This window comes from Paenibacillus sp. HGH0039 (assembly GCF_000411255.1).
Taxonomy (GTDB): domain Bacteria; phylum Bacillota; class Bacilli; order Paenibacillales; family NBRC-103111; genus Paenibacillus_F.
The window spans coordinates 1,475,717-1,495,193 of sequence record NZ_KE150413.1 but is presented as its reverse complement, the minus strand read 5'-3'; the positions used below and the strand labels follow the sequence as shown (position 1 = coordinate 1,495,193).

At 55.6% G+C, this 19,477-nt stretch carries 22 protein-coding genes and 1 tRNA gene; 7 read left to right on the top strand and 16 right to left on the bottom strand.

Annotated features, from left to right (window positions below; translation table 11 throughout):
* Positions 1 to 95 precede the first annotated feature (95 nt).
* Both HMPREF1207_RS21205 and HMPREF1207_RS21200 read right to left on the bottom strand, forming a co-directional pair.
* Complete coding sequence (locus HMPREF1207_RS21205) at positions 96 to 914, bottom strand: aminoglycoside N(3)-acetyltransferase (protein WP_009674772.1); 819 nt, start codon at positions 912 to 914, stop codon at positions 96 to 98.
* A 29-nt stretch (positions 915 to 943) separates the two neighbouring features.
* Positions 944 to 1,786 carry a lipoate--protein ligase family protein gene (locus HMPREF1207_RS21200; protein ID WP_009674795.1) on the bottom strand — a complete coding sequence of 281 codons (843 nt, stop codon included), beginning with the start codon at positions 1,784 to 1,786 and terminating at the stop codon, positions 944 to 946.
* Positions 1,787 to 2,122: 336 nt separating this feature from the next.
* On the opposite strand from HMPREF1207_RS21200, the gene HMPREF1207_RS21195 reads away from it, so the two are divergent.
* The 3 genes from HMPREF1207_RS21195 to HMPREF1207_RS21185 all read left to right on the top strand — a co-directional run bounded on the left by HMPREF1207_RS21195 (position 2,123) and on the right by HMPREF1207_RS21185 (position 6,381).
* On the top strand, positions 2,123 to 3,922 hold the full coding sequence (locus HMPREF1207_RS21195; protein ID WP_009674778.1) for a DEAD/DEAH box helicase: 1,800 nt from the start codon (positions 2,123 to 2,125) through the stop codon (positions 3,920 to 3,922).
* Positions 3,903 to 5,189 carry a YqhG family protein gene (locus HMPREF1207_RS21190; protein ID WP_016423963.1) on the top strand — a complete coding sequence of 429 codons (1,287 nt, stop codon included), beginning with the start codon at positions 3,903 to 3,905 and terminating at the stop codon, positions 5,187 to 5,189. The genes HMPREF1207_RS21195 and HMPREF1207_RS21190 overlap by 20 nt, the downstream gene beginning before the upstream one ends.
* A 115-nt stretch (positions 5,190 to 5,304) precedes the next feature.
* The gene (locus tag HMPREF1207_RS21185) at positions 5,305 to 6,381 is read left to right on the top strand and encodes a hypothetical protein (RefSeq protein ID WP_009674779.1); all 1,077 of its coding nucleotides are present in this window, start codon (positions 5,305 to 5,307) and stop codon (positions 6,379 to 6,381) included.
* A 105-nt stretch (positions 6,382 to 6,486) separates the two neighbouring features.
* Here the strand turns inward: HMPREF1207_RS21185 and HMPREF1207_RS21180 are convergent, their stop codons facing one another.
* Positions 6,487 to 6,687 carry a YqzE family protein gene (locus HMPREF1207_RS21180; protein ID WP_009674750.1) on the bottom strand — a complete coding sequence of 67 codons (201 nt, stop codon included), beginning with the start codon at positions 6,685 to 6,687 and terminating at the stop codon, positions 6,487 to 6,489.
* Positions 6,688 to 6,968: 281 nt separating this feature from the next.
* Between HMPREF1207_RS21180 and HMPREF1207_RS21175 the strand changes: the two genes are divergently transcribed.
* Entirely contained in the window at positions 6,969 to 7,379 is a 411-nt protein-coding gene (locus HMPREF1207_RS21175; RefSeq protein ID WP_009674767.1) for a YjdF family protein, read from the top strand.
* Positions 7,380 to 7,454: 75 nt separating this feature from the next.
* Here HMPREF1207_RS21175 and HMPREF1207_RS21170 read toward each other — a convergent pair whose 3' ends face one another.
* From HMPREF1207_RS21170 to HMPREF1207_RS21145, 5 genes are all read right to left on the bottom strand, one after another.
* On the bottom strand, positions 7,455 to 8,108 hold the full coding sequence (locus HMPREF1207_RS21170) for a Bax inhibitor-1/YccA family protein (RefSeq protein ID WP_009674792.1): 654 nt from the start codon (positions 8,106 to 8,108) through the stop codon (positions 7,455 to 7,457).
* Between the two features lie 168 nt (positions 8,109 to 8,276).
* A tRNA-Leu gene (locus HMPREF1207_RS21165) sits at positions 8,277 to 8,360 on the bottom strand.
* 162 nt (positions 8,361 to 8,522) lie between these two features.
* The gene (locus tag HMPREF1207_RS21160) at positions 8,523 to 9,209 is read right to left on the bottom strand and encodes a YidC/Oxa1 family membrane protein insertase (protein WP_009674787.1); all 687 of its coding nucleotides are present in this window, start codon (positions 9,207 to 9,209) and stop codon (positions 8,523 to 8,525) included.
* A gap of 612 nt (positions 9,210 to 9,821) precedes the next feature.
* On the bottom strand, positions 9,822 to 10,784 hold the full coding sequence (locus tag HMPREF1207_RS21150; RefSeq protein WP_009674800.1) for an adenosylcobinamide amidohydrolase: 963 nt from the start codon (positions 10,782 to 10,784) through the stop codon (positions 9,822 to 9,824).
* 4 nt (positions 10,785 to 10,788) lie between these two features.
* Positions 10,789 to 11,037, bottom strand: coding sequence for a hypothetical protein (locus HMPREF1207_RS21145; RefSeq protein ID WP_009674782.1), 249 nt, complete (start codon positions 11,035 to 11,037; stop codon positions 10,789 to 10,791).
* Between the two features lie 288 nt (positions 11,038 to 11,325).
* Between HMPREF1207_RS21145 and HMPREF1207_RS21140 the strand changes: the two genes are divergently transcribed.
* The gene (locus HMPREF1207_RS21140; protein ID WP_009674764.1) at positions 11,326 to 11,637 is read left to right on the top strand and encodes a hypothetical protein; all 312 of its coding nucleotides are present in this window, start codon (positions 11,326 to 11,328) and stop codon (positions 11,635 to 11,637) included.
* A 48-nt stretch (positions 11,638 to 11,685) separates the two neighbouring features.
* Here HMPREF1207_RS21140 and HMPREF1207_RS21135 read toward each other — a convergent pair whose 3' ends face one another.
* Positions 11,686 to 12,012 carry a hypothetical protein gene (locus HMPREF1207_RS21135; protein ID WP_009674785.1) on the bottom strand — a complete coding sequence of 109 codons (327 nt, stop codon included), beginning with the start codon at positions 12,010 to 12,012 and terminating at the stop codon, positions 11,686 to 11,688.
* A gap of 99 nt (positions 12,013 to 12,111) precedes the next feature.
* Positions 12,112 to 12,684: a xanthine phosphoribosyltransferase gene (locus HMPREF1207_RS21130; RefSeq protein ID WP_009674748.1), complete on the bottom strand. Its 573-nt coding sequence runs from the start codon at positions 12,682 to 12,684 to the stop codon at positions 12,112 to 12,114.
* Positions 12,685 to 13,027: 343 nt separating this feature from the next.
* On the opposite strand from HMPREF1207_RS21130, the gene HMPREF1207_RS21125 reads away from it, so the two are divergent.
* The gene (locus HMPREF1207_RS21125; RefSeq protein WP_016423962.1) at positions 13,028 to 13,684 is read left to right on the top strand and encodes a hypothetical protein; all 657 of its coding nucleotides are present in this window, start codon (positions 13,028 to 13,030) and stop codon (positions 13,682 to 13,684) included.
* Positions 13,685 to 13,735: 51 nt separating this feature from the next.
* Here HMPREF1207_RS21125 and HMPREF1207_RS21120 read toward each other — a convergent pair whose 3' ends face one another.
* On the bottom strand, positions 13,736 to 14,347 hold the full coding sequence (locus HMPREF1207_RS21120) for a DedA family protein (RefSeq protein ID WP_009674770.1): 612 nt from the start codon (positions 14,345 to 14,347) through the stop codon (positions 13,736 to 13,738).
* Positions 14,348 to 14,456: 109 nt separating this feature from the next.
* Between HMPREF1207_RS21120 and HMPREF1207_RS21115 the strand changes: the two genes are divergently transcribed.
* The gene (locus tag HMPREF1207_RS21115; protein WP_009674790.1) at positions 14,457 to 15,497 is read left to right on the top strand and encodes a YkvI family membrane protein; all 1,041 of its coding nucleotides are present in this window, start codon (positions 14,457 to 14,459) and stop codon (positions 15,495 to 15,497) included.
* On the opposite strand, the gene HMPREF1207_RS21110 is transcribed toward HMPREF1207_RS21115, so the two are convergent.
* From HMPREF1207_RS21110 to HMPREF1207_RS21090, 5 genes are all read right to left on the bottom strand, one after another.
* Positions 15,435 to 15,764 (bottom strand): hypothetical protein, encoded by a 330-nt coding sequence (locus HMPREF1207_RS21110; protein ID WP_218229593.1) that lies wholly within the window; start codon positions 15,762 to 15,764, stop codon positions 15,435 to 15,437. The two genes, HMPREF1207_RS21115 and HMPREF1207_RS21110, sit on opposite strands and share 63 nt — an antisense overlap.
* 120 nt (positions 15,765 to 15,884) lie before the next feature.
* Positions 15,885 to 16,403, bottom strand: a complete 519-nt coding sequence (locus tag HMPREF1207_RS21105; protein ID WP_009674798.1) for a hypothetical protein — start codon at positions 16,401 to 16,403, stop codon at positions 15,885 to 15,887.
* 203 nt (positions 16,404 to 16,606) lie between these two features.
* Positions 16,607 to 17,581 (bottom strand): ROK family protein, encoded by a 975-nt coding sequence (locus HMPREF1207_RS21100; protein WP_009674768.1) that lies wholly within the window; start codon positions 17,579 to 17,581, stop codon positions 16,607 to 16,609.
* 18 nt (positions 17,582 to 17,599) lie between these two features.
* Positions 17,600 to 18,388 (bottom strand): DeoR/GlpR family DNA-binding transcription regulator, encoded by a 789-nt coding sequence (locus HMPREF1207_RS21095; RefSeq protein WP_009674761.1) that lies wholly within the window; start codon positions 18,386 to 18,388, stop codon positions 17,600 to 17,602.
* 24 nt (positions 18,389 to 18,412) lie between these two features.
* Positions 18,413 to 19,471, bottom strand: coding sequence for an SIS domain-containing protein (locus HMPREF1207_RS21090; RefSeq protein ID WP_009674783.1), 1,059 nt, complete (start codon positions 19,469 to 19,471; stop codon positions 18,413 to 18,415).
* Between the last annotated feature and the right edge of the window lie 6 nt (positions 19,472 to 19,477).

The window sequence follows — 19,477 nt, the reverse complement described above, 5'->3', positions numbered from 1 at the left end:
CCCAGCGCGCAGTCGCGGTGCTTAGCGTCACATGACGGCGGTCAGCCACACACGCATATACGGGAGCAAACCAAGCGGCTGCCGCCATCCTTTCGCTACCGGTGCTGCCTCATCCATTCCGCCGCATAATCGACAAGCGGACGCTGCGGCATCAAGGCCGTGTCAGCCGAGCCTACTTTTCCGCGGATGACTACCGAGTGCCGGGCTTCGAAGTCCGCACCCGCCCGGTCAAAATCGTCCGAGTCGATTCCGACATCCGGAAACTCCACCCACTGACGGACCCCGTCTCCATCAAGAACAGGCGCCCCGTTCGCGACTTCCTTCTTCGACGCATACTCCGCCCGGTATTCCGCCAAATGGATGGACGTGTTGGAGCCGTGACCGACGCCCAACAGCAGCACATGACCGTCCAGCTCGTACAGACGGGCAAGCGGGGAACCCTCCCCGAGCCCGTAAGCCAGGGAATGATCGCCGGTCAGTTTCTGCGCCTGCGGTCCGATCGCCGCAAACGAAACCTGGGGGTGGCTGCTGCGCATAACCCCCGGGTAAGTTCTGAACGCTTCCGGCAAGGCTCCCATAAAAAACGTCCGGGTCTCCTCCGCTTTATAGGCCGGCATCGTGCTTCGGATCACGTCCCACCACTCCTGCGGCACGGGCGGATTGCTCCAAGCCGATGGCTCCGACAAGTCGCCGCTGTGTGTCGGCATCATCAGCGTGCCTCCGCTGCCCAATGCGTCCCGGAGAGCAGCTATGACCGCCTGTGTGCCTCCGCAAACCCAACCGAGGGAACTTAGAGAGGAATGGACCAAGAGAGTCATCCCTTCCTTCACTCCGAGTCTTCTGAGATCTTCCGCAAGGCTTTCCGCCGTATGCGGCCGTTTCCCCGTCCGTTCTATAATCGTGTCGATCGCCATGGTACGTTCACCTCATCCCAAAATTACCGCTACCGCTTCAAATTCCATTCGTCGGAACTGTATTTTTCACGTGCCAGCTCCTCCGCAAGCTCCAGTTCGTACGGAGTCAACGCTCCGTCTTCGAGCTCAATACCCATGCCTTCGGCTACACCGGCGCGGAATGCGGTTTCCACGTCCCCGAGTGTCACGGGTGCAAGCCCGGCGCTTCGGAGCAAATCGTTAATCGCGACCGCTTTCTGCACAAAGCTCTGCTTCATCCGCTCCGCAATCCGCTCGTTGGAGAAAAGCAGCAGGCCGAACAACTGCTCGACGTCCAGTTCCAGCAAAATAGAACCGTGCTGAAGCACGACATTTTTCTGCCTAACCTGCGCGCTTCCGGCGACTTTGCGGCCTTCCACGACAAGCTCGTACCACGAAGGGGAATCGAAGCAGGCCGCCGAGCCTAGCGATTCGTACTTCCGCTTCTCTTCTTCGGTTGCCAGGTTCACCATCTCGGCCGCCAGTCCCAGCTTCCGGAATCCGAGGAGCAGCCCTTCGCTGAGGACCCGGTAAGCTTCCGTTACGCTCGTTGGGATCCCCGGATAACGCTCCGAGACGATGATGCTGTATGTAAGTTCGGCATCGTGCAGAACCGCCCGGCCGCCCGTCGGACGGCGTACGAATCCGAGACCTTGGCCGGCGACTTTGTCCAGATCGATCTCCTTCTGCGCTTTCTGAAAATAACCGATGGAGAGAGCCGCCGGCCCCCAGCCGTAAAAACGGACCGTCGGAGGAACCCTGCCTTCGCTGTGCGCGATGAGAATCGCTTCGTCGATCGCCATGTTCTCAGCCGCCGTCCGGTTGCCTGTATGCATATAACGCCATGTTGTCATGTTCCTCTTCCCTTCTTATCAAGAACGGCAGGCGCGGAAAGCCCGGCCCGCCCGTATCGGTTTTAAGTGCTCGTTCATTCCTTTATCATAGCACAGGAGCGCTTGCGATTACATTCGATAGAGCTCCCGGCAAGGATGTCTGTGGCGGCACAAGCCGAAGAAGTCCCGGCAGTGCGGCCGCGTTATGAAACCTCCTTCTTTGGATCATACTAGTTACAAAGTTGCAGATTGCATACGCCGGACCGCATAACGGCAGCAGCAAGCGGATGACGGGCAGACGGGTCGGGAAACGATGCCCGGGATTCGGCCCATTTTCGAGAAGGAGGCAGAGCCTAGATGAACAACCAGACAACGGAGCACATCCGCCCGATTCATGAAGGGCTGAGCATGCATACGGATCGGGAATGGTTCCTGGACTGGGAGTCGCGTGTCGTCCGCAACGGCCCCTGGGATAATTGGACCTTGTACCAGCTTGCTTACGAGGCGGAAAAGTCGAGCCTGATCCACTCCTTCGACGAGCTTCTGTGCCTGAAGCATGTGAACGGAATCGAACCCATGAGCCATCAGATCGATACGGCCAAGAAAGTGCTGTACGACATGCGCGGGCGGGCTATTCTGGCCGACGAAGTCGGACTCGGCAAAACGATCGAAGCCGGACTTATTTTAAAAGAATATATGATCCGCGGACTTGTGCGCAAAGCGCTCATTCTGGTACCCGCTTCGCTTGTCCTGCAGTGGGTCCGGGAGCTGAATCAGAAATTCGGGATCGCGGCAGCCGCCCAGAAAAAATCGTACATGTGGCAGACGTGCGACGTGATTGTCGCTTCCATGGACACCGCCAAGCGGGACCCGCACCGGGAGATCGTGCTCGGTCTGGATTACGACATGCTTATCGTGGACGAAGCCCATAAACTCAAAAACAAAAAAACAACGAATTACCAGTTCGTCGGAGAGCTGCGTAAAAAATATTGCCTGCTGCTTACCGCTACGCCCGTACAGAACGATCTTAAAGAACTGTACAATCTGATTAATCTTCTGAAGCCGGGGCAGCTCGGGGCGCAGACGAATTTTCAAGCCAACTTTGTCATGGCCAAAAGAATGCCGAAAAACGAAGGCGTTCTCCAACAGGAGCTTTCCAAAATTATGATCCGCAACCGGCGCGGCGACGGAAATGTCGAGTTCAAGAAACGAATCGTGAAAAATATCACGCTTACGCTTTCTCCTGAGGAACAGGCGCTTTACGATGGCGTCACGGATTTTATCCGCAGCCAGTATGAACAAAATCAGAGCCAACCGAGCAATACGCTGGCGCTTGTCACCCTTCAAAGAGAAGTGTGCAGCTCCCGGGACGCCGTTTTTATAACCTTAGTCAATATGTTCAAAAAGACGGAAGAAAACTCTCCGGTCCGGGCCAAAATATGGGAGCTGGTCGAGCGAATCCGCAGCATCCAGGCTAACACGAAAGCCGAAACCGTCTTGAATCTGATCCGGGAGATTGATGACAAGGTCATCATATTCACCGAATACCGGGCGTCCCAGGAATATTTGCTGAACTATTTAAGAGAGAACAAAATTACGGCCGTCCCCTACCGCGGGGGAATGAACCGGGGCAAAAAAGATTGGATGATGGACCTCTTCCGTACCCGCGCCCAAGTGCTTGTCGCAACCGAAGCCGGCGGCGAGGGAATCAATCTCCAGTTCTGCCATCATATGATCAATTTCGATTTGCCCTGGAATCCCATGCGGGTGGAGCAGCGAATCGGACGGGTGCACCGGCTCGGTCAGACGGACGACGTAAGAATCTACAATCTCTCTACCCGCAATACGATCGAAGAGCATATTTTGAACCTGCTGCACGAAAAAATAAACATGTTCGAACTGGTCATCGGCGAACTCGATTCGATTCTGGAACGTCTGGAAAAAAAATCGGCCTCGCTGGAAAGCTCCCTATTTAAAATGATGATGGAATCTCGTTCCGATGATGACATGCGCCGTCAGATCGACCGTCTTGGGGATTCGCTTACCGGCATCCGGGAGGAGCTTGAACCGGAAAACGAAAGGAAAGCCAAAATCGGTTCCATACTCAGCGCCATCGGGCAGAATGTCGGGGTGAACCATGAATACCGCCCAGGTTGAACGCTTTGTTATGCGGTTTCTGGAAGCGTACAACTGCCGCATTATCGAAAAAACGAAGCACGCCGTCATCGTGAACCTCTCTCCGGAGGCGGATAAAGAACTCACCGGCCGCTCCTACTATTGGAGCTTCGTCGAGCGCACCGGAGTCGAACCCGAAACGATGACCTACCGTTTCGTTTTCGATCCGGAAGGGGACGCGGCAGCCGCGGCGGCGGCTCGTCCCGTACCGGCCGGGCCGCTTAACGGGCCGCTGGGGGCCGTTTCCACAGCGCCCGGGCCTCAGCCTGGTGCAGTGGATCGCCAGGCGCAAGGGGCCGCCGGGCCGGGCAATGGCCCCCAGGGCGGCCTCTCGGCAGCCACGGCCGGTCCGGGGGCTGCCGCCGGTGCCGTCTCCGCGGCCCCTGGCGCTGCGGGCGGCGGTGGCCAGGCGGCCGGAGGCGGCACTGAGCCCGCGGGCAGCAGCGGGAGACCGAGCCCGCAGGGCACGCTCACGGCAGGCGCAGCAGGGCCGGGGGCGCCTGCCGCGAGCGTGCCGGGAGGCGCCGCTCCTGCGGCCGGAAGCGGCGGAAGTCCGCCCGAAGCGATCCGCTCCGCGGACAGCATCCTCGGGCGGTACTTCGGCACGGCCCCCGCTCCGCCGGTCGGCCGCGTCCCCCGCGACGAGGTTACCTTCGGCAGCCGCCGCCTGCAGCAGCTTTTCGCGACGGCCTTGAACAACGGCCGGTTTACCCGGCTGTTCGAGGCTCCGCCGCAAGCCGCCAGCAGTTCTCAGCCGGGGCGCTCCGCTCCCCTCACCTACTGCAGCTGGATGAATGTGAACTACAAGGTGGAGTATGCCTGCGATATGAAACGCAGCGAGGTTCATTCCTTGGCCATTCAAATGACGACGGGAGAAATCCGCGAAGAGTTTCATCCCTCCATGCTGACGAGGAAGCTCGCACCGAAACTTCCGGCCAACATTCATCTGCTCGGCGATAATTTGACCCTTTCGAGGGCCGCCTCCATCCTGGAAGATTATCTGGAGCAGAAAATCCGCCGCACCGACCACCGCTGGGCGGACCGTGCCAACCAGGTGCTGGCCGAAGAGCATCAGCTCGTCCGCTTGTATTACGAAGGCATGCTCGCGGCAGCCGAACCGGAAGCCCGCGAAGAGCTGGAGATCCGCTATGCGGCCCGGCAGGCGGAGGTAGACTGGCAATACCGGCCGAGAGTGCATGTATCCGTCATCAATTGCGGATTATTTCATTTAAGGGCGGACGAAAGGTGAAGATGCGACGAAAGTCGCTAAAAGTTCCTAAGGGCCGGCCTACACGTTTTAACAAACTTTTTACAAGGATTCCCTTACACTAGATTTATAGAATGAACGGCAGGCAGGTGAACAAATGAACCGCACAGCTGTATGGACGGCAGCGCTACTGGCGCTCGTTGTCTGGCTCGCTGCCGGGCCCCCTTCGTTCTCGCAGGGTGAACAACTCTTCTCTCAAGAAGCTCAAGCGTCCCTTTCCGGCTCGGCAACACGCATGAAGCAGGAAGCCGGACGAGCGTCTTTGGATAAAAGGTACACGATCCTTCCCGGAGTCAGACCCGCAGAGGTTCTGGCGGATTTTAAGGCAAATGAACCGTCGGATACTCCCGGAGCGTCCAACACCGGTACCGTACTGAACGAACACATCGTACGTTGGATCGACAGTCTTGCCGGCCGAAAGGGTTTCGAAGGCTGGAACCGCGCCAAGTGGACGGTCGCTCCTCTCGGGCCGGGTACACACGGCTGGATCGTCCTCCTGACGGATAACGGCCGCGAGACAGGCTATCTGATCGTGTCCGCCGCCGAAAACGGCACCCTGCAGCTCATCGAATACGGAACAGGCGAACATCCCCTGTTCAGCACCCGAACGCTGTACCGAACCTTGGTGCAGCACGCCATCATTCCTGCATCCATGTCCTATCAAGCTTGGCTGGACTCCGCGGAAACAAGGCTGCGCCGTCTTTATACGGATGCCTTCCATGCGGTTTGGACCGTTCCCGCCGGGAACAATCGTATCCTCGTCGATGCCAAAACCGGTGAAATCCGAACCTTTCAAAATTATTCGCCCGCAAGTGATTCAAGTTTGCTCGGGCTGCATGGCGCAGCCTTTGAACATACACCCGGAACGCCGCTTGAGGTCATGCCGTCCGATCCTTATGAAGAGATAGCCTGGCTGACCCGAAAAGCGCTCCCTATCCGTTCCTATGAAGACTTGACACCCTACCTTGCGGCCGGCAAGTCCCTGACTTTCGTATGTGAATGTTTCGAGGGCAGACTTACGCTGCCGCTTCCCGTAACCGGCGCTCTGCGCTGGACCGGCGGTGCCGCTTTTATCGCCTTCGAGCAGGAAGGCAGACGCTTTGTTCTCCTGGACGAAGCGGTTTCGCTCGGACAGTTTTACCCGACTGACGGTATCTCCTCCTCTTTCCCATAGAAAAGCTTCCCCGGGTCCCGGAACGGTTTACCGTTTCCGCCGTGAACCCGAGGAAGCTTCTTTTTTTGACCAATCGCTTCAATTTCGGCCTTGCGAGTTAAACATTCAGTTTTTGCTCCGGCGCCTTACGGCCTTTATGATCATGGAGATGGACAGGGGGATCATCCCGAACCAGTGGACCGACCAGCTTTCTCTGGTTTCTTTGTGCCTGACGCGCGCTTCCTTTCGTACTTGCCTTGGGGTTTCTATATAGTGAACCACTTGTTCCGTTATATATTTCACGAGTTCTTCTCCGCCTTTTGCCATTTGTCAGCCCTTCCTTTCCACGTTAAGAGTGCGCTCTCCTTTAACTCTTAGTATTTCCCGGACTGCCTTTGCGTAAAACCGGCCATACGCACATTCCCGGTCATGACTCTTTCCAATCGTTCCCTCCCCTCCTATAATGAAAAGTGGAGCGTAAAATCACAGTCCGGTTGGTAGTCCGGATGCATGCTGCAGATTTAAGCCTGATTAAATCTGTTAACATGTCGTAGCCTTCCCCCTCGGGATGTCCGGCGCTCTGTTTACTTAAACGGAGGGGAAAAAACATGAAATTAACGGTTTTTTACGACGGGCAGTACTGGATTGGAATTGCGGAGGACGAAAGAAGCGGCAGCCTGCATGCAGCCAGGCACATATTCGGAACGGAGCCCCTTGACGGGGAAGTGCTGGACTTTGTTCTGCACGATCTGCTCCGCTTGCTTGAAAGTGTCGGCAAAGGCGTTCGTGCCGCTCCCGCAGTTGAACGGAAAATAAATCCGAAGCGGCTTGCGCGGCTGGCTTCCAGGGAGCTAGCACAAAAGGGCCCTTCCACGATGGCCCAGGCAGCCATCCGCGCGGATCTCGAATACCGCAAGAAAGTGCGGACAACGTTATCCAGGGAAGAACGCGAGGCAGATGCGGCCCGCAAGCGCGAGATTGCCCGTCAGAAAGCCAAAGACAAACACCGCGGCCGCTGAAATGGCGCACAAAAAAACCGGCTGACGCTTCAAGGCGTCAGCCGGTTTTTTGATCATCCTGTAAGTCGGGCTGCATCAATCGCGGCTGATGCCGACAATCGAAGCGATAAAGCGCAGAATATACAGGAAGAGGTTAATAAAGTCGAGATACAAATTCATTGCGGCGAGCGGCACTTCTTCCGCTGCCACGCCTTCGCGGTATTGAGCGACATCATAGAGCACCCAGCCGCTGAAGATCAGAATGCCGCCAACGGACAAGAGCAGATTCAGCGTCGAACCGAAGTTGACGAACAGAGATAGCACGCCCATCAGCACGAGGCCGATCGTTGCCGCGAACAGGAAGCCTCCCAGGAAACTGAAGTCCTTCTCGGAACGGGCCGCGTACCAGGCAAGTCCCCCGAATATAACGGCTGTAGCCAGAAATGCCCCGGACACGAGGTTGGCACCGATTATCGAACCGTACGACATAATAACCGGGTACATGGTTACGCCCGAGATAGCCGTAAAGGCATACAGGAACCCGTAGCCGATGTTTTTGCCGCGCATCCGGACTACAATGGCCGCCACGATCATCACGAGCTCAACGACAATAAACAGCGGGATGATCGATGGCGGTACAATCATGGCACCCACCAGCATGCCTACGAACGAGATCAGCAGAGAAAGCGCAAATGTCCGCAAGATGTGAGAAAGCGATCCTTGGTGGGAATACGTCATCGTTCTTTCCAAATTACAACACACTCCTTTTTAAATACTACCCATTTTCCACTTATTTATAAATGATTATACGAAAACGGCCAGGCATTCGTTTCATTTTTCAAGAAGGATTTTTAATAAAAAACAAAAAAGCCACCTGCTCCGGTTGACCGGTAGCCAGTGGCTTTCCTGTATTGCTGATGCGGTCGAGAGGACTCGAACCTCCACGGCTGTTACACCACTAGAACCTGAATCTAGCGCGTCTGCCAATTCCGCCACGACCGCGTGCTTTGTAAGAACGAGATTAAATATATCATGCGCCAAAACGTTTGTCAAACATATTTTTAATCTTTTTTTGAGACGCGCCATCTTCATACATTTGACCCCAAATAATACAAGGGAAAGTCGTAACGGCTTTCCCTTGCCTTATCTGAACTGGACACGTTTCTAATCCTTTACCGGTTCCGGGACCGGAATTCCTTTGTGAAGCAGTTTTTGACCGTATGACGAGCGGAAGAATAGGCGTTCCAGTATCGTAACGATACCGCTGCCCGTCCAGTAAAGGACAAGAGCCGCCGGGGAGCGCCACATCACCGTTAATGAAACGCCCATGATGACAAGGGGCATTCCCGCCCTGAGCAGCGCCGGCTGCGACGCCGCCGGATCGGGAACGAGGCTGATCAGCATTCCCAGCCATCCTATAATGCCGTACAACACAGGCAGCGCGTGTGCCGGATCGGGAACGCCCAGTGACTGCATCCATGGGATTAGCATAGAGGTCATCTGAGCGCCGTGCAGAGAAAAATACGGATAAAGGCTCATAAAAATCGGCATCTGGATCAATCCCGCCGCAAACGCGAGTCCAGGTTTGATGCCATAGCGGGAATACAGCCGGAGCATCTCCTCGCCCAGCTTGCCGGACTGGTTCGCATACTGCTCCCGGAGCTGCCGGATGGCCGGCTGCATACGAATCTGTCTCACTTGCTGCCGGGCACTGAGCAGATTTACGCGGAATAGCAGGCTGCGCACAAGCAGGGCAAGCAGCAGGATGGCCAGCCCCCAATCATTCGTAAAGGCGGCTAATACATTCAGAATACGGTCCAGCAAAGAGATAAAGGGTTGTAAAAGTGACATGAAGGATTCCTCCCGTTTTTTGATAGCGGCAATACCGACAATAACCTGTATCGCGTTAAACGGGAGGAATCCGGTTCACCAGAATGATGATCGCTCCTGACGGGAACTTTTCGCCGGATTCTGAAAATACCGAACCCGATGAGCCGGATAAGAACCGGCGTACCGCTTTTGTCCGAAGTGACCAGGGCGACGGGAAATTCCTCGGCTTTGAGAGGGGTCAGCGAAATCCATTCGCCCAGCCACCAGCACGTAAAACCGAGCGCCAAAAATAGCACCGGTATGTCCAAACTCCACTCCATGGCAATCCCCCTCTCCTTCATGATGATACGGCTGGGGTGTTCAGCGGTTTCAGAAAACTCCGGGCGGATTCACTGCAAGGCGTTCAAGCTTATTCCATGTTTATTCCATGCTTATTCCAACGTTTTCTCTGTCATGATCGTACCAAAAGAAACAGCGCCATCCTATAGGAAGGAGACGCTGCACTGTTATGAAGAGGCGTACCACACAAACCGCCACACCGAGGGTTGATGTGTACTGTGAAGGATCTACAGGTCACCACCGTTATAAGAAACCGGGCCATGCGCTAGCAGCTGTGTACACCGGTGTCTCACCTTACGGGAGCGGCAGGACCTTCTTGTAAGCCAGGCCGGACTGCATGGCGGCTTCATAAACGGACCGGCCGATCATATGGCCGAGGTAAGTGGCCGTTCCGGCGTAGCGGTGGAGCCGGCCTCTCTGCGTGGAGGCGATCAGCACGGCGTCCGTCGTCGTGCCCGTCGCCCCGCTTCCGTCTTCCAGCGCTACGCCGAGGTCCTGCAATGCCGCCGCCTTCGCCTCGGTGGCGGTAATGACGGCGTTGACCATGGCTTCATCGGTCAACTCGCCCTCCACGGCCACGATAATATTAATCGTGCCGGGAAAAAGCGCCGAAGCCGGAAGCCCGCGTCCGGCACGCGCCTTGTTGGAATAGCCGACGGTGACCCAGGCGCTGACGGCTATTCCGGTGTCCGCCGCGGCAGCGGCAGTGGCAGAGGGCTCCGCCGCGCCGATGCCGTTCACGGGATTCGCCGTACCGAAGTCCTTGGCATTCGCCTCATCCAAGTCAGCCGTGACATTGGCCGTATCAGAGTCCGCCGCGGCTGACGGATACTCTTTCGAGGGCATGGGAGTGTCCGGCTTTACGCCAGACGTATCGAGAAAGCTTCGCGCAGCTTGGTCTTCGGCTCCTACACGCACGGGGGCGGGAGCGTCCAGGCAAAGATGGCTTTCGCCAAGGCCGCTCATATGTACGGAGGTCAGCAGGCAGGCCGTTTCTTCCCTGTTCAGACCTGCCGCCTCCAGAAACCCGTTCATTTCCGTCACCGGATCTCCGCAGGCATACGTTTTGTCTACCTTCCGGTTGATGATCGTCCGGTGATAACCGAAACCGCCGCCCCACGGCGCGGAGCTTAACGTCCTCAGAGGCGACGGAGCTTCCAGCAGCAGATAGCTCCCTACCGCGCCTTCTTTCACGGCTGCGGTAATTGCTGCAGCCGGGCGGTTTACCGTCTGAATGAGCGTTTCTTGAGTGTTCAACGGATCAGGCCTCCTCGCCCTCGCTAGTTTCCCTTGGCAGCGTATACTCAGCGGGACGGCTCTCCGTATACGGCTGATAAACGTACTTTCTGTCCAGCTGCACCAGCTTCCGGCTGCGTTTACGAATAGCGACGGACGACTCGTTCCATGCCACCACGTAGCCTCTTATATCGTTGCGCGGATCCGCATCCCTGACGATTCTAAGCAGGGTGCCGTCAATCCGGTATCGGTCTAACTGCTCGTCGCTGATCATGACAAGCCCTCCTTTTGCTCCAAAACATTTCCTGGGCAATTGTATCTATTGGATCTTCGGTCCGCTTGACCTGCAAGGCAAAACCGGCATCCTTACTAGCATACACAAAACACGGCGGCAAGCCAAGAGAGCACGCAGTACGGACGGAATACGCTGATTCACTTTTTTCGGGCACCGGGTAATAAAATCTGCGGACTGCGGGAGTTTTAGAAGCCGGCTAGTTGGGCAATCCTTTTAAGAGAAAGGGTACAACCTGCGGTCAGGCTTATAAGAAGGGAGCGAAGAGCGATGGACGGCAAAAAAACATTTTACGTCAGCGTAGGTTCCAAACAAATCGTCGACGAAGCGGACGAAATCAACTTCGATTTTGAAATTAAGGCAACGGATGAGGAAATCGACAAACTGGCCGAGCTGTTCGAGGTTATAGACGAGTCGGACGAGCAGACGCATTTCCGGGCTCTCCTGCCTTTTAAGGAATATCACAAGGACAAAGAAAACGACGCCTACGACTACGATCTCAAGCAGATTTACCAGACGCTTTACAATCTGGGGACGGAAGAGACCCGCAAACATATCGAAGAAATGAATGTGCTGAATTAAAAAAAGACCTGCCGGGAAGCCCGGCAGGTCTTGCTTATGAGGAACACATCAGCCGACGTGTTCTTTGGAATCCGTATTTTCAAACCAGCAATCCAACACTTTGCTCGACATAACGCGTTTCTTGATATAATCGACCTGCTGAACCGTAAACTGGGACTCCCATGGAACGGAAAGTTCCGTGAAGAATTTGACCACCGTAAGAAGTTCAGACCATGCCACGTATCGTTTATACCAGAAAAATTGAGGGTGTTCAATCATATACGGGTACAAATCATCAAACTCGGTGTGTTTGCAGTCTAGGGCGCGTTCGAAATGGTTCTTCGCTTCGGACAGCTTCTCCAGCAAATATTCGGCTGGAATTTGCTCATTTCCCATAGCGATCCCTCCTCTCCAGATACCTTCCTCTATTATATCGAATTTACCCCGTCCAGGAAAGTATTGAAGCAGAATGAAAATGTTTTCATAAAATAGCGGTTAATCGGCGAACACGATGTGTCCTTGTTCGAGAGACGTTATCGTCACGAGGGACTCCGTACGGATTCCCTGCTCCCGGATCGCGCGGCCTCCGGCTTGAAACGCCTTCTCTACCGCGATCCCGACGCCGACCAGTTCGGCTCCCGCGCGTTCGACAATCCGGATCAGCCCTCTGGCCGCGTCGCCGTTGGCAATAATGTCGTCTATGATTAAAATCCGGTCGTTTGCGGTTATATATTGGGAAGAAACCATAATATCCGTCACGATTCCTTTGGTGAAGGACGGTACACGTTCACAATACGTATCCTCGCCCATGGTCACCGACTTTTTACGTCTCGCGAAAATAAACGGGACGCCCAGCTCGCTTGCTACGGCAAAAGAGAGCGGGATTCCGGATGATTCGACAGTCAGCACTTTGGTAGGTGAGCTTTCTACAAAACGCCGGGCGAATTCCCTGCCCATTTCCTTAATCAATGCAGGGTCAACTTGATGATTCAAGATGGCATCCAATTTAACGACTTGGTCGGAAACGACGCTTCCGGCTTCTAAGATACGTTGTTTCAACAGTTCCATAGCTTCTCCTCCACCTTTGAATATGTGTTAACGTACCACAAGCCAAACATAGGTTTCAAGTCCCATTTTACGCCTTAGGCCCTTTCTCCCGGAACTTTTCGGCCCTTTTACGAGTCTGTATAAATAACAGGCATTTAATGCCGCCCTCCTTGCCGGCGGCAAAGCAAGAAAAGGCGGCTTAAGCCGTGCATGGCAGATGACGGAGCCGTTTGAACGAACGCCAGTCTCTAATTTCACCCCATCCAGGCTAATATGAAATTTGAACGAATCGTCCCCAGGGCTTATGATAAGGAATGTCGCTTTGCGTCCGAAACCGGAGCGGCAGAAGAAAGGAACGATTGCAATGAAGAACAAACTCCGCAGAGCAGCGATGATCGGTCTTTTGATCTCCGTTCTGCCGGCGGCGGCAGGCTGTGAAGCTGTACATACGTTTTGGGGGAAAGAAACTGCCGGTCCCTCCGCAAATCAGGCAGAACCTAACGGAAACGCGCAGCCTTCGCCTTCCGGTGCAGCCGGGCAGACACCGGCTCCCGATCGTTCGGCCGCCGTTTCTTCCAACGAAAATACGGAAGGGCCGGTCAAGGCCAAGCCCGTGGTGACTCCGGAGAACACATACCGGGTCAACAATCCGACCTTGATGGGCGTCACGCTGGGCACGCCTAAAGACGAGGTGCTGAATCTCTTCGGAAAAGCGAAGAACATGTTCGTCATGGACGAGGATCCCCAGTCCGTCACGGTATACGAATACGGGTCTTTCTCCGTCGGCTTCAACGTGTTCGACCGCCTCGAATTCGTCCAGATCCAATCGGCCGATATCGATCCGGGCCTTGGCGGGCTGCGTCTCGGACAAACCGCCGACGATGCCGCGGACGTTCTGGGCAAGCCAAACAACCGTACGGATTACGTGCTGGCCTACAAAGCCCAGAATACCGTATTGAAGCTGGACCTTGATCCCGACAATCAAACGATTCAATCCATCAAATTGTTCCCGGCCAGCTAAACGCCGGTATACGGACAGTTAAAAACCCGCAGCCCTAGGGCTTGCGGGTTTTTAACTGTTCTTTTTTCTTTTTCTGCGGACCAGATAATAAATAAGAAAACCGACTGCGGCGGCCACGGCGAGCCACATGATGCAGATGCCGAGATAAGTGTGAAAACCGTGCAGAACCGCTTCAAAATTGGCCCCGATAAAATGTCCGAGCGAAAGAAACGTACAGCACCACAGCAGAGCGCCCGATCCGGCAAAAAGCAGATAGCGCCAAAGGGAAATCCCGCTGACTCCGGCCAGATAACAGGTGAAATGTCGGAGTCCCGGAACGAAATACCCGAAGAAGACAGCCCACATGCCGTATTTCTGAAACCACAGCTCCGTGCGGGTGATGCGCTCCTGTTTGATGCGGACCCACCTTCCGATTTTGTACAGGAAGGGCTTGCCGAGCCGAAGTCCGACCGTGTAGGAAATCAGCATCCCCGTCATCGTTCCCAGATAGGAGACGATAAGCGAATGCGTAAAATTCAACGGACCGGTGTCCATCGTAAGCGAGCCGACAAATGTCATCAGCGTCTCGTCGGGGATCGGCAGGCCGACAATGCCGGCGGCAAGCAAAGCGTAAAGAGCCGTATACCCGTAATTGGAAATCAGCTCAAATATCGTTTCTTTCACTACATAACACTCCTAACGGGGTTGTTCCTGCGCGTTTCTTATGTTGCTGTCATGCCCGTCCGGTCCGAAACATACCTTGTACTAGTACGAAACGTGAAGGGTGAGAACAATGGTTTCTAAAACATGGACGCAAACCGCACAGGTTGCTTTTACGTATGTCGGGACGGTCGTGGGAGCGGGCTTTGCGTCGGGTCAGGAGATCCTGCAGTTTTTTACCCGCTACGGCGCGGCGGCTTCCTTAACCATCGCGCTCGCGAGCGTCTTGTTTGTATGGCTCGGCATCAAAATGATGCTCATGGCGCACGATGTCCGGGCGGAGTCGTACGAAGATTTGAATATCGCTTTATTCGGCCCGAAAATCGGCAGATGGATCTCTCTGTTCACTTTGTTCGTTCTTTTCGGCATCTCTTCGGTCATGCTCGCCGGCGGAGGAACGGTTTTCTCCGAGCACTTGTCTCTGCCCTTCCAGAGCGGACTGCTCGTCACCGCTGTCCTGTCCTATGCCGTAATTACACGCGGCATCGGTGCGATTATGGCGGTGAACACGGTCGTCGTGCCGGTAATGGCCACGTTCAGTCTTATTCTGGTGCTCTACACGAATAAGCTTCCCACTTCGCAGGCATGGCTGACCCTCGGTACCGACCATTCACCGCTCAGTGTCTGGACCGCGCCCCTGCTCTACGTCGGCTTCAACCTGGCCACCGCCCAAGCGGTTCTCGTTCCGCTCGGCGCCCAGATCAAAGACCGGCGCGTACTTTTCCGGGGCGCACTGCTGGGCGGGCTCGGAATCGGTCTTCTGCTGTTCGCCGCGCACTACGCGCTGAGCGCACAGATGCCGGGAATCCGCCAGTTCGGCATTCCGATGGCCCGGATTATGGACGGGATGGGAACCGTCATCCCTTTTGTGTATCTGCTTGTCATCTATGGAGAAATCTTTACGACCTATCTTTCCAATACCTATGGGCTGACTCTTCAGCTGCAGCAGCGGACGGGCCTCGGCCGCAGGACCGTTCTTCTCCTGCTTATCGCGCTCAGTTATATCGTCAGTCTGATCGGCTTTAAGCCGCTTCTGTCGGCGCTTTATCCGTTATTCGGCCTTGTCAGCTCGGTGTGGCTGGCCGTGATGATGTGGAGAAACCGCTCCGCCTGAGGAACGCCACGCCCGCACCGTCAAAAACAGACGATTGAAGCTCATCAGCATACCCAGAAATACAAATAAAAATCCGCAAAGCAAATAACCGATGTGATAATCGGGAAAAGCTTTCGCATCGCGCAGCACCGCAACAAGATCGGCAAGAAGCATGATGATTCCGATCGCCATGAGAGCAAACTGCGCATAATCAAGCGGGGTAATCCGCTGCAAAATTTTTGCCGCATGCTGTTCGGGAGCAGCGCCCCGCATATCCCTTTTCCACATCCGGTGAAGGACCCAGGCGGTATAAACGGAAGCGGCGGTTACAAGAAGCCCGAAAACGGCTGTAAATACGGCCAGAATTGTAAACAGTTGAATGGAAATCCTCTCCCTTGCGCAAGGCTGTCAGCCGAATGTTAAGAGCCTGGACACGACCCCGAGGGTACATGCCGCTGCCGCGGCAGACAGTACCCAGGTTATCATTGTCGCCGCCCGCCAACCGGGCAGCGGAGTTGACCGCCACAGCAGCTCCATAAGACGGCTGCTCTCCCCTGAAATGGGTGTAGCTTTCTCTTCCGGGTTCGTCCGAACGGCAGGGTCTGACGGGTCTGGGGCCCTATTCGCGCTTTCGCCGGAAACAGCCGCAGGAGAAGGATTGCTTGGATGTTCTATATACTCAGACGATTTTGCGGCCTCCATCCCTTCAACCTGCCGGGATCGGGAGTGCGCACGTTCGGCCTCTGTCTTCGCTTTTTCTCGTTCCGATGCAGATTTTTTCGATTTGAAAGGCTCCCGCTTCGGTTCCGGAAGCTTCTCGTCCTGCGCGGGGGCCTTCGCTTTTGCCGTGCGGATACGGCCTTTGCGGCGCCCGACTTGATAGGTAATCTCCCGGTCTCCGGGTTTTGCCGGTTTTTTCTCAGACAAATGTCTGTCCCCCCAGTTCCTGTAGAACCTCTTTTGTCCCCGGTCTTCTATTAGACGACTGTTGCGCCGGACAAGTTGTGCTTTACAGCCAAAAAAAAGACCTTTCCGTCCTATTCGACATAGGGAAAGGTCTTTCCTGTTTTTTACATGCAAAAATAATGACTTTATACCTAGATAAACCTGGAAAGGTTCCGAAAAAAGGCTTATACGATCCCGGCCGCACGGTTTGCGGCGAATGCCGCGCTGCCGATTACGCCGCCGTCGTCGATAAGGGTGCCGGGGTGGATGGTGAGGCGCTCCCAGTATCCTTTGTAAACCGACTTCTGCAGCTCTTCGCGCATAGGCTTGAACAGCCGCTCGCCGGCCAAGGAGGCTCCGCCGCCGATAATCAGCGCGTCCGGGCTGTACATGGTTACGGCATACGAAAGCCCGCGGCCCAGCAGCTTGCCCGTATGGTTCATGACTTCGATCGCCAGCCGATCGCCTTCGTCATACGCGCGGGAAACATCCGCAGCCGTAACGGAAGCCGCTTCTTCTCCGGGGAACCACTGACCCAGGATGCTCTCGCGTCCTGCCGCAAGCGCTTCCTTGACCTGGCGGACGATCCCCGTCGCGGATGCGATCGTTTCCAGACAGCCGACGAGTCCGCAGCCGCATGGCGTCGTTTCCGCATCGTCGACGCGGATATGACCGATTTCGCCGGCCATGAAGCCGCCGCCGTAATACAGCTGGCCGTTATTGACCAGTCCGGCCGACATGCCGGTCCCGAGCGTAATCCCGAGCACATGCTCGTACCCTCGGCCCGGTCCCTTCATGGCTTCGCCGTATACGTACATACGGACGTCGTTGTCGATGAAGACCGGTACGCCCAGTCTTGCTCCGAGCTGATCGGATACCGGCACCTCGTTCCAGCGGAGGTTGCTTGCGAACACGCACACTCCGCGAACCGGATCGATAAAGCCCGGCGTTCCGATTCCTACCGCTTTCAGCTGCCCGGGCGCAATATTCTGCTCCCGGAGCATCGTTTCCACCATAACCGCAATCTTTTCCAGCACATAGTCGCTGCCTTTGGCCGCTTCCGTAGGCTGTTTGCTTTTGACCAGGACATTGAATTCCTCATCCAACAACCCGCATACAATATTCGTTCCTCCGAGATCCACGCCGACGAAAAAGCTCATTCCCGTCCGTCCTTTCCCTTATGCGTTCGCATACAAAGTGGTAATGCCGTGCTGCTCAAGAACCTTCTCCATGTCGGGTTCCAACCTCGCGTCTGTCACACACACGTTTACGTCCGCAAGCGGAGCTATGGAGAACAAGGAGGCTTTCCCTACCTTGGTATGGTCAAACACTGCTATCGTATGCTGGGTGCGGCTTATCAACAGACGGGCGGTCTGGGCTTCAAGCTCCGAAAACGTCGTGATGCCTTTGTCCGCGGAAACACCGTCCACTCCGAGAAAGAGCTTCTCGATGTTGAGATGCTCGATCGTCTTCTCGGCCAGCGGCCCGCTGAGCTCGAAGCTCTTGCTGCGCATGACGCCGCCGACGACGACCACCTGTAGGCCTTCGCTGTCGGCCAGTTCCATGGCGATATTCACGGCATTGGTCACGACCGTAATCCCCTGGCGCTGCTTCAGTTCGCGGGCGATGAGGAAGGTTGTGGTGCCGCCCGTCAGGCAGACGCTGTCCCCTTCCTCGATAAGGCCGGCCGCCCTGCGGGCGATCGCTTCCTTCTCCAGCCAGAGCTGCTGCTTCTTCTCGGCGAACGAGGTTTCGCGGACAGCCGTGAGGCCTTCGAACAGGGCCCCGCCGATGGTGCGGACAACCTCGCCTTTTTTCTCCAGAAGGTCCAAATCGCGTCTTGCCGTCGCTTCCGAACATTGAAAATGCTCGATGATCTCCCCAATGGTAATGCGCCCCTGCTGCTTGAGGATCGTCATAATCTGCTGGCGCCTGAGGTCTCCTTTGGAAGGAGTCGTGTCATTCATTTCAACTTTCACTCCGTCACAAGGTTAAATTTCGACGAACTGAGTCAGGTTGCGCGGATCGTCCGGATTCAGCCCGCGCTTCATCGCGTTGTAATAGCCGTTGTACTGGACAGCGGGCAAATACAATACGCTGCGCGCTTCATCGCTGAGCGCGGCTCCGCCGAGTTCCAGAACCAGATCCGCAAACTCCGTGTCTTCCCCACGCTCCGCGGTCAGAAGCAGGATGGTCGCCCCGTATTCCTTCAGCTCTCTGGCTACCTTCAGCTCGTAATCGCGAGCGGACTGCGAAAGCAGGAAGCAGACAAGCGTATCCGAGTCGACGATGGATTTGGGACCGTGTCTGAACTCAAGCGTGCCGTACGCTTCCGTCCACGTATACGTCATTTCCTTCAGCTTGAGGCAGGCTTCCAGCGCCAAACCTCCGAGTGCGCCGAGTCCGAGATAGACCGTTTTGTTGAAGTTGTGCGCCGACACCCATTCTTTGATGCTCGTATCCGAGGCTTTGACCAGTTCTTCGTCTAATTCTAACACAGTTTTAAGCTCTTGTAAGTATGCCTCGCCGCCCGCCGCCATGGCGATTGCGGCCTGCATCATAAAGGTCATGGAGCTGAGCGATTTGCTCATCACCGTGCTCTTCTCTTTGCCGAGCGGCGAAAGCAGACATTCCGTCATCCCGAACAATTTGCTCGTCTCGTGGCAGGTGATGCCGCACGTATCGATATGAGCCGCATTTTTGACGGAATCAAGCGCAAGAAGCACCTCGTGGGATTCGCCCGAACGCGACACGCCTACAATCAGAAGCTTCTTCCCTCTCGGGAGTGTGGCGTCGCGCAGCAGGAAAATATCGGAGGAAGGCTGCGCGGATGCGCTGCGTCCGGTCCATTTGCGGAACGTCGCCGCCATCGTGATCGACTGGTAGTAAGAAGAGCCCGATCCGATAAAAACGACTTCCTCGTATTGATCGTTTCCTAAATAACGGTTCACCCAGTCGGACTGCTTCTGAAGCTGATCCCATGCGGCCTGCAGAGCGGCGGACTGGGCACTGATTTCGGTATACGTTAATTGGCCTTGAACGTTTGACATCTTCTA